At 67.6% G+C, this 15,271-nt stretch carries 14 protein-coding genes; all 14 read right to left on the minus strand.

Annotation, left to right across the window (positions count from 1 at the left end):
• Window positions 1-2: 2 nt before the first annotated feature.
• A complete protein-coding gene (gene cphA, locus LG3211_RS19155; RefSeq protein ID WP_057944225.1) occupies window positions 3-2,792 on the minus strand; it encodes a cyanophycin synthetase in 2,790 nt (929 codons plus the stop codon).
• A 72-nt stretch (window positions 2,793-2,864) separates the two neighbouring features.
• A complete protein-coding gene (locus LG3211_RS19160) occupies window positions 2,865-3,710 on the minus strand; it encodes a cyanophycinase (RefSeq protein WP_057944226.1) in 846 nt (281 codons plus the stop codon).
• 31 nt (window positions 3,711-3,741) lie between these two features.
• The gene (gene iadA, locus LG3211_RS19165; RefSeq protein ID WP_222837522.1) at window positions 3,742-4,947 is read right to left on the minus strand and encodes a beta-aspartyl-peptidase; all 1,206 of its coding nucleotides are present in this window, start codon (window positions 4,945-4,947) and stop codon (window positions 3,742-3,744) included.
• On the minus strand, window positions 4,940-5,305 hold the full coding sequence (locus LG3211_RS19170) for an antibiotic biosynthesis monooxygenase family protein (protein ID WP_057944228.1): 366 nt from the start codon (window positions 5,303-5,305) through the stop codon (window positions 4,940-4,942). The genes iadA and LG3211_RS19170 overlap by 8 nt, the downstream gene beginning before the upstream one ends.
• A gap of 228 nt (window positions 5,306-5,533) precedes the next feature.
• Window positions 5,534-6,568, minus strand: a complete 1,035-nt coding sequence (gene trpD, locus LG3211_RS19175) for an anthranilate phosphoribosyltransferase (protein WP_057944229.1) — start codon at window positions 6,566-6,568, stop codon at window positions 5,534-5,536.
• A 152-nt stretch (window positions 6,569-6,720) separates the two neighbouring features.
• Window positions 6,721-7,302: an anthranilate synthase component II gene (locus LG3211_RS19180; RefSeq protein ID WP_057944230.1), complete on the minus strand. Its 582-nt coding sequence runs from the start codon at window positions 7,300-7,302 to the stop codon at window positions 6,721-6,723.
• Between the two features lie 517 nt (window positions 7,303-7,819).
• A complete protein-coding gene (locus LG3211_RS19185) occupies window positions 7,820-9,178 on the minus strand; it encodes a sensor histidine kinase (protein WP_057944231.1) in 1,359 nt (452 codons plus the stop codon).
• 52 nt (window positions 9,179-9,230) lie between these two features.
• A complete protein-coding gene (locus LG3211_RS19190; RefSeq protein ID WP_057944232.1) occupies window positions 9,231-9,905 on the minus strand; it encodes a winged helix-turn-helix domain-containing protein in 675 nt (224 codons plus the stop codon).
• Between the two features lie 235 nt (window positions 9,906-10,140).
• Window positions 10,141-10,335, minus strand: a complete 195-nt coding sequence (locus LG3211_RS19195) for a hypothetical protein (RefSeq protein WP_057944233.1) — start codon at window positions 10,333-10,335, stop codon at window positions 10,141-10,143.
• A 556-nt stretch (window positions 10,336-10,891) separates the two neighbouring features.
• The gene (gene trpE, locus LG3211_RS19200; protein WP_057944234.1) at window positions 10,892-12,382 is read right to left on the minus strand and encodes an anthranilate synthase component I; all 1,491 of its coding nucleotides are present in this window, start codon (window positions 12,380-12,382) and stop codon (window positions 10,892-10,894) included.
• 147 nt (window positions 12,383-12,529) lie between these two features.
• A complete protein-coding gene (gene yegS, locus LG3211_RS19205) occupies window positions 12,530-13,516 on the minus strand; it encodes a lipid kinase YegS (protein ID WP_057944235.1) in 987 nt (328 codons plus the stop codon).
• On the minus strand, window positions 13,513-13,794 hold the full coding sequence (locus LG3211_RS27525) for a hypothetical protein (RefSeq protein WP_425479979.1): 282 nt from the start codon (window positions 13,792-13,794) through the stop codon (window positions 13,513-13,515). The genes yegS and LG3211_RS27525 overlap by 4 nt, the downstream gene beginning before the upstream one ends.
• Before the next feature lie 52 nt (window positions 13,795-13,846).
• Complete coding sequence (gene rraA / locus LG3211_RS19210; protein ID WP_057944236.1) at window positions 13,847-14,320, minus strand: ribonuclease E activity regulator RraA; 474 nt, start codon at window positions 14,318-14,320, stop codon at window positions 13,847-13,849.
• A 180-nt stretch (window positions 14,321-14,500) separates the two neighbouring features.
• The gene (gene rpe, locus LG3211_RS19215; RefSeq protein WP_187313054.1) at window positions 14,501-15,196 is read right to left on the minus strand and encodes a ribulose-phosphate 3-epimerase; all 696 of its coding nucleotides are present in this window, start codon (window positions 15,194-15,196) and stop codon (window positions 14,501-14,503) included.
• Window positions 15,197-15,271: the final 75 nt, after the last annotated feature.

The following is a 15,271-nucleotide window of genomic DNA, read 5'->3' on the forward strand; positions in this document are numbered from 1 at the left end:
GATCAATCGCTCTCTTCGCGCTCGAACACCAGCCCGCGTTCGTCGCGCACCACGCCTTCCATCGCCGCGAAGGCGGCTTCGTCCAGCGCCGGTTCCAGCGGCGGCAGCTCGGCGCGCTGCGACACCGCGGCGACCACGCCTTCGGGCTGGAAGTGGATGATCTGCTTCCACGAACGCGCCAGCGCGTCGGCGAACACCAGCACCAGATCGCCGGCCTGGCCCATGCGCAGCGCCGCTTCCACCGCCTGCTGCTCGTCGGGAATGATCGAAATCGCCGCCTCGGTCACGCCGCGCGCCATCAGCGCCTTGGCGATGATGCGCGGCACTTCGTCGCCGTCGCGGCCGCGCAGCGAATCGTCGCGGCGGCAGATGTAATGATCGAAGCGGCCGGCCACGGCTTCGGCGATCGCGTGCAGGTCTTCGTCGCGGCGATCGCCGGGACCGGCCAGCACCACGATGCGGCAGCCGCTCACGTCCAGGCGCTGGGCCAGATCGGCCATCACCCCGACCGCATGCGCGTTGTGGCCGTAGTCCATCAGCACCTTGAACGGATGCTCGTTGTAGACGTTCATCCGGCCCGGGGCCTGGAAGAAGGTCGTATCGAAAGTGCGCAGGCCATGGCGGATCGCGTCGAGCTTGATCCCCAGCGAAAACGCCATCGCCGCCGCCACCATCGCGTTCTGCACGTTGTGCAGCGCGCGGCCTTCCATCGTCGCCGGAATCAGGTGCGTCCACAGCAGCGGGATATGGCTGCCCTTGTCGTACAGCGTGATCATGTGGCCGTTGATGCCGGCCTCCAGCGCGCAGGCGCGGCCGCCGGCGCGGATGTGCTCGCGCACCAGCGCGTGCGAGGGGTTCATGGTGACGTAGCAGATCACCTTGGCGTCGGTGTAGGCGGACATCTTCAGCACGTTCGGATCGTCGGCGTTGAGCACGGCGCAGTCGGTGGCCACTTCCACCACCACGCGCTTGATCTCGGCCAGCTGCTCCAGCGTGTCGATGCCCTTCAGGCCCAGGTGATCGGACTGGATGTTTAGCACCGCGCCGACGTTGACCTCGGACACGCCCATGCCGGCGCGCAGCAGACCGCCGCGCGCGGTTTCCAGCACGGCGATATCCACGTGCGGGTCCGACAGCACCATGCGCGCCGATACCGGCCCGGTCATGTCGCCCTCGACCGTGCGCTGGCCGTCGATGTAGACGCCGTCGGTGGTGGTCAGGCCCGGGGTGAAGCCGCCCATCTTGGTGATGTGGGCGAGCATGCGCGCGGTGGTGGTCTTGCCGTTGGTGCCGGTCACCGCCGCGATCGGCACGCGCGTGGGCGCGCCGGGCGCGAACAGCATGTCGATCACCGGGCCGGCGGCATCGCGCGGGGTGCCTTCGCTGGGCGCGACGTGCATGCGGAAGCCGGGTGCTGCGTTGATTTCGCAGATGCCGCCGCCGATGTTCTTGTAGCTCTCGGCGATGTTCGGCGAGATGAAATCCACGCCGCTCACGTCCAGGCCGATCGCGCGCACCGCGCGCACGGCCATGTCGCGGTTGTCGGGATGGATGATGTCGGTAACGTCGGTGGCGGTGCCGCCGGTGGACAGATTGGCGGTGGAGCGCAGATAGACGATTTCGCCGTCCTTCGGGATCGAGGCGGCGGTGTAGCCGACCCGCTCCATCATCTGTTCGGCCTGCGAATCCAGCTCCAGGCGCGTCAGCACTTTCTCGTGGCCGACGCCGCGGCGCGGGTCCTGGTTCACCACTTCGACCAATTCGGCGATGCTGGACTTGCCGTCGCCGACCACGTGCCCCGGCGTGCGCTTGGTCGCGGCGATCAGCTCGCCGTTGATCACCAGCAGGCGATGATCGTCGCCGCCGACGAAGGTTTCCACGATCACCGAGCGCGAATGCTCGCGCGCGGCTTCGAAGCCGGCGCGGATGTCCTCGTCGCTGGAGATGTCGATGGTGATGCCGCGGCCATGGTTGCCGTTGTAGGGCTTGGTCACCACGCTGCCGCCGAGTTTGCGCGCCGCGCGGATCGCGCCGCTGGAATCGGTGACCAACTCCTGCCGCGGCACCGGCAGGCCGAGCGAGGCGAGAATCTTGTTGGTCTCTTCCTTGTCGCTGGCCAGCTCGACCGCGATATGCGAGGTCTTGCCGGTCACCGTCGCCTGGATGCGCTGCTGGTACTTGCCGTGGCCGAACTGGATCAGCGACTGGGTGTTGAGCCGCAGCCACGGGATGTTGCGCTCTTCGGCCGCACGCACCAGCGAAGCGGTGGACGGGCCCAGCGCGCGGCGCTGGGCGTAGCGGATGAAGCCATCGCGCGCGCTTTCCCATTCCCAGTCGTCGGGCACGCTGCCGGCCGGACGGATCTCCGCCGGCAGCAGCGAGCACAGCAACTTGATGCCGAGCTCGCCGGCGGCGATGCCTTCATCGCGCTGCGCGTATTCGTACACCACCGAATACACGCCGGGCCGATCCTCGCTGACGCTGCGGGTCTTGCCGAAGGTGACGTTTTCGCCGGCGACGTTCTGCAATTCGATCGCGACGTGTTCGAGCACGTGGCCGAGCCAGGTGCCTTCGTCCTCGCGCATGCGCCGCACGAAGCCGCCGGGCTGGCGATACGAGCAACCGTGTTCGGCCAGGCCGGGCAGCGCCTCGACCAGCGCATCGATGAACGCCGGCCCCAGCCGCGCGGTCGGCCAGGCTTCCAGCGCCTGCAAGTCCAGTTCCAGCCGTATGACCGGGAAGTGCGCATACAGCGAAGGACCGACGTAGACGGAACGATCGAGAATGCGCATAGAAAACCTCAGTTCATGGTGATTCGGAGCATGCAGATGGGGGTCATACCAATTAGTCAGTGCCGGCTCAGGTCATGCCGATTTGGAGCCGGCCAGCGAACCCGCCGACGCCTTGCGGGTGTTGAGGTTGAACGTAGCGCCTTTGGTCAGGATGTGCACGCCCAAACCGAGCAGGCATACCGGTTCGTCCTCGCCGACCATGTGCATCGAGGAGAACTGCAGGCCGTCGGCATCGACCACGGTGACCGAGCCGCTGCCTTCCACTTCGATGGTGTTGTCCGGGCCGATGAAGGCCGCGGTGTCCTCGTCCAGGCCGATGCCGATCGCGAACGGGTTGTAGGCCAGCGCCGCGACCAGGCGGCCGAGGCGGTCGCGCTGGCGGAAATGCTGGTCGATCACCACGCGATTGGTCAGACCCAGACCCGGCGCCAGGCGCACGCTGTCGGCGCGCGGCGATGAGCCTTCGGTGCCGAAGGCGATCATGTGTTCGCTGAGGATGCTGGCGCCGGCACTGGTGCCGCCCACGGCCACGCCGCGTGCGTTCTGCGCACGGATCGCCTGTGCAATCGGCGTGCCGCCGAGCATGGTCGAGATGCGCAGCTGGTTGCCGCCGGTGAAGAAAATGCCGCTGGCCTGCTCGATGCGCTTGATCCGGTTGGGTTCGAAGCAATCGCGGCGGGTGTCGAAATCCATCGCCTCCACCCGGTTGGCGCCGAGGTCGGAGAACAGTTTTTCGTAGCGGTCGCCGGTGTCGGGCAAGCGGCTGGCGGTGGGAATCACCACGATGTCGGCGCCGTCGCCGCCGCACAGCTCGAGGAAACGCTGCAGTATCTTGGCTCCGTTTTCCTTGTCTTCGGCACCGCCAATCGGAACGATCCAGCCCCGCTCTTCACCGTCGGGGATTCTGCTTGGTGACATCCGTACTTACTCGCTTTGATCGTTCTTGGAATCAGGCTTCGAAATTACCACGCCGCAGCACCGCGCCGTCGCGCAGATGGGCCCGGCCGGCGATGAACACGTCGAAGGCGGCGCCGTTTACGTCCAGCGCGACCAGATCGGCGTCGGCGCCGGCGGCGATCAGGCCCTTGCCGGGCAGCCGCAGCAGGCGCGCCGGATTGAGAGTGAAGGCCGGCAGCGCGCGCTCCAGATCGACGCCGCGCGCCAGCACCGCGTTCAGGCAGTCGAGCAAGGCGCCCGATTCGCCCACGCCCATGCCGCACATCCGGCCGTGTTCGTCGAAGCAGGCCAGGCAGCCGCCGGCATCGGAGCTCACGCTGATGCGCTCGGGCGGCGCGCCGCTGTCGAGGTAGCGGATCAGCGCTTCCTCCGCGGTCCAGGCGTCCTCGCCTTCTTCGACCGGGAATGCGGTCAGATCGACATGGCAGCCGCGCCGCGCCAGTTCCACCGCTTCCTCGAACAGCGCCTTGCGCCGGTTGACGTGGGTCGGGTTGAACACGCGCGCAGGCAGTTCGCTGATGTCCAGCGCCTGCCGCACCAGTTCCAGGCCGCGCGGGCCGTCGCCCAGGTGCAGGTGGACGATGCCGGCCTTGTTGGTCATCAAGCCGGCGACGTGCGCTTCCGAGGCCAGTTTCAGCAGCTCATCGAGCGTGGGCTGGCTGGAGCGATGATCGCTGATCGCGATCTCGCCCACGCCGATCAGCGGCTCGATGAACACCACATCGCCGCGCACGCTGCCGGTCAGCGTGGTCGGCGGCAGGTGATAGCCGCCGCAGTAGCCCCATGCGTTGAGGCCCTCCTCGCGCAGCGCGTAGATGCCGGCGACCAGCTCGCGGGTGCCGCGCGCGAGGTCGTCGGTGCCGAGCAGCCCGACCACGCTGGTGACGCCGGCGCGGGTGTAGCGCGACAGCATCGGCGCCGGCACGCGGGTGCGGAACCCGGCTTCGCCGCCGCCGCCGGTGACGTGGACGTGGCCGTCGATCAGGCCCGGAATCAGGCGCCGGCCTTGCAGGTCGATGGTCTCGACCGGGAGCTGCGCCGGAAGGTCGGGCGTGTCGATGCCCATCCACAGAATCTTGCCGCCGCCGAGCAACAGGTTCTGCCGGCCCAGCGCTTGCGGCCCGTAGACCTGGGCGTTGAGCAGCAGGCGCAGCGCGGGTTCGTTGGTGGGGTGCTCGGTCATGGCGGGGTTACTCATGGACGGGGCTGCGCGGTGCGTCGCTGCGGCTCCAACCATAAGCGCGTTCGACCTTGGCCACACGCAGTTCGAACTGCTGATACCACTCCTTGCGGCCGCGCTCGCGGATCGCGGTGTGTTCCAGGTTGCGCTTCCAGCCCAGGATCGAGGCTTCGTCGATCCAGTAGCTGACGGTGATGCCGAAGCCGTCCGCGCCACGGGTGGATTCCACGCCGAGGTAACCGGGTTGCTGCGCGGCCAGTTCGACCATGCGCGCGGCGGCTTCGCCGTAGGCGTCGTCGCCCTGGTCGGTGCGCAGGGAGCTGAAGATCACCGCGTAGTACGGCGGCTTGGGTGGGGTGGCGAAGCTGGCTGACATGGCTGGCTCGTTTTTTGTTTTAACGGTTAAAAGCAAATCCCCCCTGCCCCCCTTTTTCAAAGGGGGGAACAGCACGGGCTGGGGAGGGGGGCGATGCGGCGGGTCATATCTTGGCTCGGTTCAACGCGGCATGCGCGCGCCCTCCCCCGATCACCGCGCCTGCAGTTCCCCCCTTTGAAAAAGGGGGGCTAGGGGGATTTGCTTTTGCTTCTGCTCTCCCCCAACCGCTCACCCCACCGCCAACCGCTGAGTCAACGCAACAAACTCATCCAACTTGGCCCGAGCCGCACCGGAGGCCAGCGACTTACGCGCCAAATCGATCCCTTCCGCAATACTCTCCACCACCCCCGCCACATACAACGCCGCACCGGAATTCAGCGCCACGATCTCCCGCGGCAGCCCATCGCGATTCTCCAGCGCCTGCAACAGCATCGCCTTGGATTCCTCCGCATCGTTCACGCGCAGATTGCGGCTGGCCGCCATCGCGATCCCGAAATCTTCCGGATGCACCTCGTACTCGCGCACCACGCCGTCGCGCAGTTCGCCGACCAGCGAACCGGCGCCCAGCGAGATTTCGTCCATCCCATCGCGCCCCCACACCACCAGGGCGCGTTGCGCGCCCAGTTCCTGCAGCACGCGCACCTGGATGCCGACCAGGTCGGGATGGAACACGCCCATCAGGATGCTGGGCGCGTTGGCGGGATTGGTCAGCGGCCCGAGAATATTGAACAAGGTGCGCACGCCCATCTCGCGCCGCACCGGCGACACCACCTTCATCGCCGGATGGTGCACCGGCGCGAACATGAAGCCGATGCCGGCTTGTTCGATGCAGCGGCCGACCTGCTCGGGTTGCAGCTCGATCACCGCGCCCAATGCTTCGAGCACATCGGCACTGCCGGACTTGGACGACACGCTGCGGTTGCCGTGCTTGGCGACCTTGGCGCCGCTGGCGGCGACCACGAACATGCTCGCGGTGGAAATATTGAAGGTGTGCGCGCCGTCGCCGCCGGTGCCGACGATATCGACCAGATGGGTCCGGTCGGCGACCTCCACCGGCCGCGCGAATTCGCGCAGCACGGTCGCCGCGCCGGCGATTTCGCCGACGGTTTCCTTCTTCACCCGCAACCCGGTCAGGATCGCCGCGGTCATGGTCGGGGAAATTTCGCCGCGCATGATGGTGCGCATCAGATCGACCATCTCGTCGTGGAAGATCTCGCGGTGCTCGATGGTGCGTTGCAGGGCTTCTTGCGGAGTCAGGGGCATGGGATGGATTCGCGAATTAGGCACAAAGGCAATCGGGGAACATCAGGGAACCGGGGAATCGCGCGGAAGCAGGGCTTCGGATCGCGAACGATGAGCTTCGCCATCGCCGCTTGCATTGCCTGCTCACGCATTTCATTCCCCGCCGCATTCCCTCACCGCTCCAGGAAATTGCGCAGCAGCGCGTAGCCGTGCTCGGTCTTGATCGATTCGGGATGGAATTGCACGCCCTCCACCGGGTGCTCGCGATGGCGCAGGCCCATGATTTCCTCGAAGCCGCCGTCGTCGTATTCGGTCCAGGCGGTGACTTCCAGATGCGCCGGCAGCGTTTCGCGCTCCACCACCAGCGAGTGATAGCGGGTGGCTTCGTAGCGGTCGGGCAGGCCGGCGAACACGCCCAGGCCCTCGTGGCGGATCGCCGAGGTCTTGCCGTGCATGATCCGCTTGGCGCGGATCACCTGGCCGCCGTAAGCCTGGCCCAGGCTCTGGTGGCCCAGGCACACGCCGAGGATCGGCGTGCGCTCGCCGAGCCGACGGATCACCTCGAGGGACACGCCGGCGTGGTCGGGCGTGCTCGGGCCGGGCGAAATCACGATGCGCTCGGGCGCGAGTTTCTCGATTTCCTCCACCGACAATTCATCGTTGCGGATCACCTTCACGTCCGCGCCGAGCGCCTGCAGATACTGCACGAGGTTGTAGGTAAAGCTGTCGTAGTTGTCGATCATCAGAACGGACATGACGCGCCTCGAATGCGGGTGGTGCCTTGGATGTCTGGAATGCCTGGATACGGTCCGGCGCCGGGGCCCGGCCCGGCCATCGTGCCCGCGAAAGATGTCCCCGCGTGCGACTGAGTCGGCCCGCGAATCCGCGCCCCGCCGCCGACGCTCCGGCGGCCCCCTGGCGCGGGCACAAGCCGGCCATTATCCCGTCTGCGAACGGGCTGCGGGCGTGATACGGGCCAGGGATTGCCGGCGCGCGCCGGCGACAGGGCGCGGGCGGCGGGCGGACAGGCGTTGGTGACTGGGGGCGCGCCCCGGGCGGGGCGGCGGCGGCGCTCAGCGGCCGCGGGGGTGGATAGCGATGGCGGGGACACGCACGGATTCCTCGAAAGACGACGACAGGCGGACGGAGGCGCTGCGCCACCATCGCCAGCCCTGGCCGGCCTTGCGGGAATTGTGCGGGATCGCGCGGAGGATCATGGCCCTACTGTAACCGGCGCGCGGCGGTTTGTGCGACGGTTGGCGGCGCGCCCGGTCAGGCCGCCGCTTCGCCCAGCGTGACCCGCACGCGCAGGCCGGGGGCGTTGTCGAACAAGGCGATATGGCCGCCGTGGCGGTGCACGATCGCGCGCACCAGGCTCATGCCCAGGCCGGTGCCGGGCGAGCCGCGATGGGTTTCCAGGCGCTGGAAGCGGTCGAACACGCGCTCGCGGTCGGCGGCGGGAATGCCCGGGCCGCGATCGTCGATCTGCACCGCGATCGCGCCGCGTTCGCGCAGCACGCTCAAGCGCACTTCGGTGTCGGCCGGCGCGTACTTCACAGCGTTGTCGAGCAGATTGACCAGCATCTGGAACAACTGGTCGGCATCGCCGCGCACCGCCGCCTCGCCCGGCGCGGGCAGTTGCGTGTTCAAGGCGATGCCGCGTTCGCCGGCGATCGGCGTGTACAGCTCGGCCGCGTCGCGGGCCAGATCGGACAAGTCCAGCATCGGCTCGTCGTGCACCGGCGGCTGCGCCTCGATCCGCGCCAGCCGCAGCAGCGCGCCGAAGGAATGCAGCAACTGGTCGGTTTCGCCTATCGCCGCATCGAGTTGGACGCCGGCCTCGGCGCCCTGCTCGCGCCGGCGCACTTCCTCCAGGCGGTTGCGCAAACGCGTCAGCGGCGTGCGCAGATCGTGGGCGATGTGATCGGTGGCATGGCGCACGCCGCCGAGCAGTTCCTCGATCCGGTCGAGCATGCCGTTGAAGCGGCGCGCGAGCCGATCGAAGGCGTCGTCGCTGCCGTCCAGGCGCGCGCGCAGTCCGAGTTCGCCGCTGCCCACGCGTTCGGCGGTGCCGTCCAGATGGCGAAGCCGGCGCGAGACCCAGCGCGAGGTCATCCAGCCGATCAGCGCGCCCAGGGTGGCGGCGACCACGAACGCGGCCAGCGCGGTGCGCAGCATCAACGACAGAAAGCGATCCTGGCTGCGCGTGCGGGTGCCGGTCAGCAGGGTGGTGCCGTCGGGCAGGCGCTGCAATTGCGCGACCACGCGCAGGTCGCCGTCGTCGCCGTGCTCGGTGAATTCGATCCAGCGCGCGCCCTGACGATGGATCGGCAGCGCGGTGTTGCCGGCGACCACGCGGCCGTCGGGCGCGGTCAGCGCGTACACCGCGTCGGGGTCTTCGCCCGAGCCGATGCGGTCGCGTAATTCGCCCAGCAGCGCGGCGCGGCCGTCGTCCTGGTACATCTCGACCAGACCGGCGGCGTCCACGCGCACCAGTTCGCGCGCGTCCTGGATCAGCATCGCCGACACCGCGTAGTGCACGCCGAAGCCGAGCAGCACGAAGGCGAGCAGGAACGAGGCAGTCACCGCCAGGGCCAGGCGCGCGCTGGTCGAGCGCGGCATCAGGCGCATGCGGGCTGCTCGCACCGATGCGGTTGCCGTCGCGGCTGCACGCCGGCCGCGCTCATACGCCCAGCCGGTAACCGGCGCCGCGCACGGTGTGCAGCAGCGGGCGCGGATAGCCTTGATCGATCTTCTGGCGCAGGCGGCTGATGTGCACGTCGATGACGTTGGTCTGCGGGTCGAAGTGATAGTCCCACACTGCTTCCAGCAGCATGGTGCGGGTGACCACGCGTTCGGCCTGGCGCATCAGGTATTCCAGCAGGCGGAATTCGCGCGGCTGCAGTTCGATGCGCTTGTCGCCGCGGCGGGCTTCGCGGCTGAGAAGATCCAGTTCCAGATCGGCCACGCGCAGGCGGGTGGGCTCGCTGCCTCCGGAGCTGCCGCGGCGCAGGACGCTGTCCAGGCGCGCGCTGAGTTCGGCATAGGCGAAGGGCTTGACCAGATAATCGTCGGCACCGGCGCGCAGGCCCTCGACGCGGTGATCGACTTCGCCCAGCGCGGTCAGCAGCAGCACCGGCGTGCGATTGCCGGCGCCGCGCAGGGTCTGCAGCAGGGTCAGGCCGTCGAGCGCCGGCAGCATGCGGTCGAGCACGATCGCATCCACGTTCTCGGTGGTGGCCAGGAACAGGCCGTCCTTGCCGTTGTCGGCAAGATCGACGGTGTGCCCGTCTTCGCGCAGGCCTTTGGCGATGAAGGCAGCGGTATGGGGATCGTCTTCGACGAGCAGGACGCGCATGCCGACTCCGGATCGCGATGGTGCGTGAGGTGGCGGGGACAGGATAAGGGCGGGAATCGGGAATGGGGAATCGGGAATCGAAAAAACCCGGCAAGGACAGGCATTTCCGGCTTTTTTGGCTCGGCTTTCCCGATTCCCGATTCCCGGAAAAAAGATACCCCGCCGGCTCACACCGGCGGGGTATCGCCCCCACGCCGACGATGCGTGGGGCTCGGGGGAGCAGGCTCGCGAAGGATCAGTTCGATGCCGGCGCCGCCTCCGCAGCCGCGGCGGCCTTGGGTGCCACAGCCTTCTTGGCCTTGTGATGCTTGTGCTTGACGGTCTTGGCGGCCGGCGCGGCGGTCGAAGCGGTCGTGGCCGGCGCGGCAGCGAAGGCGGAACCGGCGAACGCGGTGAGAGCGACGGCGATCAGGGCGTTGCGGACGTTCATGTGAGGCTCCTGGGGAAACGTTTGGGTGGGAGGTCTGGCCGGTGGGGTGGGCCCCATCGCGAAGTCAGATTGCTCCCGCCGCCCTGCCCCGGGCCTTTCCGGCGGATGAACTTTTTTTAATGTGGGCGATGGGATGGTTGCGACGGGCTTGCCGCTGGTGGGGCTGCGCTATGGCGTGCTCAAAATCGTCGGAGAACAAGTTCGGTATTCACGCGGAGGTAGCCTGCGCTTTATTTCGGCGGAGCCGAGCATCCAGAGACTTCAGCGCCATCTCTCCAGACCGTCATTCCCGCGAACGCGGGCTCCGCTTTACTTCGGCGGAGCCGAACATCCAGTGCCTTTCGTGCGAGAGCGTTTGAAGTCGCTGGATTCCCGCGTTCGCGGGAATGACGAGCAAGAGCGCAGAGGCTCGATACCCGAAGCAGCGATGCGATTGCGCAGTCGCGCGCAGGAACTGCGCGCACCATGGCCGCGAACAAGCGAGCGAACAAGCGGATGACGCCGCTCATTCGGCGAGCGTCATCGCATCATGTCATTGCTGAGAGCGGGCCGAACCTCAGAGCCCCCGCGCCGCCTCGGCCACCGCGCGGAACAACGCGCGCCCCTTGCTCATCGTCTCTTCCCATTCCTTCTGCGGGTCGGAGTCGTAGACGATGCCGGCGCCGGCCTGCACGTGCAGGCGGCCGTCCTGGATGACCGCGGTGCGGATCGCGATCGCGGTGTCGGCGTCGCCGTGCCAGCCGATGTAGCCGACCGCGCCGGAGTAGACGTTGCGCTTGACCGGCTCGAACTCGCGGATCACTTCCAGCGCGCGGATCTTCGGCGCGCCGCTGACGGTGCCGGCCGGGAACGTCGCGCGCAGCACGTCCATGTAGCTCATGTCGGCCTTCAGCTTGCCGGTGACTTCGCTGACGATGTGCATGACGTGGCTGTAGCGCTCGATGCCGAACTGTTCGCCGACCTCGACCGTGCCCGGCAGCGAGACGCGACCGACATCGTTGCGACCCAGGTCGATCAACATCAGGTGCTCGGCGCGTTCCTTCGGATCGGCCAGCAATTCGGCTTCCAGCGCATTGTCTTCTTCCACCGTCTTGCCGCGCGGGCGGGTGCCGGCGATCGGCCGCACGGTGACTTCGCCGTCCTGCAGGCGCACCAGGATTTCCGGCGACGAGCCGACCACCTGGGTGCCGCCGACATCGAGGAAATACATGTACGGCGACGGATTCAAGGCGCGCAGCGCGCGGTACACATCGACCGGGCGCGCCTTGAACGGCACGCTGAGCCGCTGCGACAGCACCACCTGGAAGATGTCTCCGGCGCGGATGAGTTCCTTGGATTTTTCCACCGCCTCGATGAAGCCTTCGCGGGTGAAGCCGGAGACGAAGTCGCCCTCGTCCAGGCCCGCCGGGTCGAGCGTTTCCGGATAGCTGGCGCCGCCGATGCGCAGGCGGTGCACCAGCTGGTCCAGACGGCGGTTGGCGCGCGCATAGGCCTGCGGTTCGCGCGGATCGGCGTGGACGATCAGGTACAGGCGGCCCTTGAGATTGTCGAATACCGCGATTTCCTCGCTCTGCATCAGCAGGATATCGGGCGTGCCGAGCTCATCGGGCTTGTGCGCGCCGTCCGGCCCTGGGCCGGCCAGGCGCTTTTCGATGTACTGGATGCACTCGAAACCGAACCAGCCGACCAGGCCGCCGGTGAAGCCGGGCAGGCCGTCGATCTTCGGCACGCGGTATTCGGTGCGCAGACGTTCGACTTCGGCGAAGGGGTCTTCGACCACGCGGCTTTCGATCAGCTCGCCGTGCTCGCTGACGAACAGGGTGTGGCCGGCGAAGGCGTACACGCGCTGCGCGGGCAGGCCGATGATCGAGTAGCGGCCGAAGCGCTCGCCGCCTTCGACCGATTCGAACAGGTAAGTGTGCGGGCCGTCGGCGAGTTTGAGATAGACCGACAGCGGCGTATCGAGGTCGGACAGGACCTCGCGCACGACGGGAATACGGGTGTAGCCGTTAGCAGCCTGTTGCTGGAAGAGTTCGTGCGAAATCACGCGGCAGTTCCTTCATGGACGAGTGGGCAGGAGCGACGATGGCCGACGGCCACCATCGCCAACCCACGTCGGCACAGAGGAAATGCGGGTTCGCCCAGGCTTTCATGGCGGTAACTGTAACTGCTTCGCGGGCGCGGCGCGACGGGGTCAGGCGACCGGATCGTCGGCCGCGGCGGTCGCACCGGCGGCGACGGCGGCGCGCGCGACCGCCGACAGCAGCGGACAGTCGGCCGGCAGGTGCATGCGCACGCGCGCCGGGATGCAGTCGATGCGGAAGTGATGCGACTGGACCGGTTCGCCGTCGAGATTGAGGGTCAGCGATTTCAGCGATTCGATCTCGACCCAGCGCAGTTGCGCGCGCGTGGCGACGCGGTCCAGCGCGGCGTGCTTGCCTTCGGTCAGCAAGGTGCGCGCGGTCGCGCCGACTTCGCCGGACAGATCCGGAACCACGGTCACATCGAGCAGGCCGTCGTCGATCAGGGCGTCCGGACACAGCACCTGGCCGCCGCCGGCCTGCTTGCCGTTGCCGATGCCCAGGGCGATGAACTCGCCTTCCCATTCGAAATCCTCGCCGTGCAGGCGCGCGCGGATCGGCTCGATCTTGCCGAGTTTGGAGATGCCGGTGACCAGATAAGCCAGTCCTCCCAGCATCTTCTTCAACCCCGCATCGGTCTCGATCGTCACCTGCGTACCGAACCCGCCGCTGGCCAGATTGGCGGCCCAGTGCAGGCCATCGGGCGCCTGCAGCCGGATCAGGTCGATCGGCCGCGGCGGCTGGCGATGGATCAGATCCAGCGCCAGCGCCGGATCGGTGGGAATCAGCGCGGCGCTGGCGAAATCGTTCGCGGTGCCGAGCGGCACCAGGCCGAGGCTGGGCAGCGCATCGGCCGCCTCATCGCGATGCGCCAGCGTGGTCGCCACTTCGCTGAGCGTGCCGTCGCCGCCGGCGGCGATGAGGGTGGTCACGCCGTCGGCGATGGCCTCGGCGACGTAGCGCTCGGCGTCGCCGCCTTCCCAGGTGACCCGCACATCGAGGACGACGCCGCGGTCGCGCAAGGCCGCGACCGCTTCGCGCAGGGTGTCGTCGCCGGCCGATTTGCCGTTGAGGATCAAACGCCAGCGCGGTGAGGTCATGAGTCGGCGATCCGTCGGTTATGCAGGGTTCGCGAGGCTAACAGCCGCCGTCGTCGGCGCAGGTGAATATACGAATGCGCAAAATCTGTCACACATCTGTCATGGCCGATCCGGAGTATAGGAGGCCATATCAGGGACGACGGGCGGAGGCTGGATTGCCTCCAAATATTCCGGGACGCGGGCCGCAAGGTCCGCGTTCTTTGTTTTTGGCGACGGTTGCGCAAAACCCTTGTGGCAGGGCCTTCAGGCCCGAGGCTTTTCTTTCGGCTCACCGCGATCGGAACGAAGCGCGCCGGGCCTGAAGGCCCTCGCACAAAACCGCGGTTCGCCTCAGCGCAACCGCTCGTGCGCCAACACCACGCCATCCTCGTCCGCGCACAGCCACTCGCCCGGATGGATCGTCACCCCACCGAATTCGACCTCGACATCGCGCAATCCCTGTCCGCGCTTGTCGGTCTTGCGCGGACAAGTGCCCAGCGCCTTGACGCCCAGCTCCATCGCGCCGAGCGCGCCGCTGTCGCGGATCGCGCCGAACACGACCACCCCGGCCCAACCGTTCTCGACCGCCTTGGCCGCGAGCAGATCGCCGAGCATCGCCCGCCGCAGCGAGCCGCCGCCGTCGATCACCAGCACCCGGCCGTTGCCGGCCTCGGCCACCGCCTCGCGGACCAGGGCGTTGTCTTCGTAGGCCTTGATGGTGCTGACGATGCCGTCGAAGGCGATGCGGCCGCCGTAGTCGCGCAGCGGCAGTTCGAGCACGCGCACTTGCGCTTCGTGGAGGTCGCACAGGTCGCAGGTGTTCATGGGGTCGCTCCGGCGTCGCGGGAGATGTGGGGACGATGCCACGAGCAAGAGCAAGAGCGAATCCCCCCTGCCCCCCTTTTTCAAAGAGGGGGGAACAGCGCCGCTTCGGGAGCGAGCGATAGCGGCCGAAGGACTTCCCCCTTTGTTGAGGGGGATCGAGGGGGATTCGCTCTGCAGCGCTTACTTGCGCACCGCAGCCACCGCATCCTTCATCCGGCGCACGATCTCGTCATAACCGTGCTGATCCGCCCCCGGCGCATTGAAGATCGCCGAGCCCGCAACGAAGGTATCGGCGCCAGCGGCGGCGATCTCGGCGATGTTGTCCGCCTTCACCCCGCCGTCGATCTCCAGTCGGATCGCGCGCCCGCTGTTGTCGATGCGCTCGCGCACGCGGCGCAGCTTGTCCAGCGCCGACGGGATGAAGCTCTGGCCGCCGAAGCCCGGGTTGACCGACATCAGCAGCACCAGATCCAGATCCTCCAGCACCCAGTCCAGCACTTCGATCGGCGTGGCCGGGTTCAACACCAGGCCCGCGCCGCAGCCGTGCGACTTGATCAGCTGGATGGTGCGATGCACGTGCAGGCTGGCTTCGGGATGGAAGCTGATGGTGCTGGCGCCGGCCTTGGCGAAGTCCGGGACGATGCGGTCGACCGGATCGACCATCAGGTGCACGTCGATCGGCGCGGTCACCCCGTGCTTGCGCAGCGCTTCGCAGACCAGCGGGCCGATGGTCAGGTTGGGCACGTAATGGTTGTCCATCACGTCGAAATGGACCCAGTCGGCGCCGGCCTTGAGCACGTTGTCCACTTCCTCGCCGAGCTTGGCGAAGTTGGCCGAAAGGATCGAAGGGGCGATGACGGTGGATTGCAGGGACATGGGGTCGGGCCGGACGGGACAGGCGGCTATTGTAAAAGCTCAGGAACGAGTGCAGAGGAGTGAGGAGTGAGTAAA

The organism is Lysobacter gummosus, from assembly GCF_001442805.1.
GTDB lineage: Bacteria > Pseudomonadota > Gammaproteobacteria > Xanthomonadales > Xanthomonadaceae > Lysobacter > Lysobacter gummosus.

Excerpts from the sequence above, each read along its gene's own strand:
- cphA (WP_057944225.1), bottom strand. The coding sequence starts at position 2,792 with ATGCGCATTCTCGATCGTTCCGTCTACGTCGGTCCTTCGCTGTATGCG.
- LG3211_RS19160 (WP_057944226.1), bottom strand. The coding sequence starts at position 3,710 with ATGTCACCAAGCAGAATCCCCGACGGTGAAGAGCGGGGCTGGATCGTT.
- iadA (WP_222837522.1), bottom strand. The coding sequence starts at position 4,947 with ATGAGTAACCCCGCCATGACCGAGCACCCCACCAACGAACCCGCGCTG.
- LG3211_RS19170 (WP_057944228.1), bottom strand. The coding sequence starts at position 5,305 with ATGTCAGCCAGCTTCGCCACCCCACCCAAGCCGCCGTACTACGCGGTG.
- trpD (WP_057944229.1), bottom strand. The coding sequence starts at position 6,568 with ATGCCCCTGACTCCGCAAGAAGCCCTGCAACGCACCATCGAGCACCGC.
- LG3211_RS19180 (WP_057944230.1), bottom strand. The coding sequence starts at position 7,302 with ATGTCCGTTCTGATGATCGACAACTACGACAGCTTTACCTACAACCTC.
- LG3211_RS19185 (WP_057944231.1), bottom strand. The coding sequence starts at position 9,178 with ATGCGCCTGATGCCGCGCTCGACCAGCGCGCGCCTGGCCCTGGCGGTG.
- LG3211_RS19190 (WP_057944232.1), bottom strand. The coding sequence starts at position 9,905 with ATGCGCGTCCTGCTCGTCGAAGACGATCCCCATACCGCTGCCTTCATC.
- LG3211_RS19195 (WP_057944233.1), bottom strand. The coding sequence starts at position 10,335 with ATGAACGTCCGCAACGCCCTGATCGCCGTCGCTCTCACCGCGTTCGCC.
- yegS (WP_057944235.1), bottom strand. The coding sequence starts at position 13,516 with ATGACCTCACCGCGCTGGCGTTTGATCCTCAACGGCAAATCGGCCGGC.
- rraA (WP_057944236.1), bottom strand. The coding sequence starts at position 14,320 with ATGAACACCTGCGACCTGTGCGACCTCCACGAAGCGCAAGTGCGCGTG.
- rpe (WP_187313054.1), bottom strand. The coding sequence starts at position 15,196 with ATGTCCCTGCAATCCACCGTCATCGCCCCTTCGATCCTTTCGGCCAAC.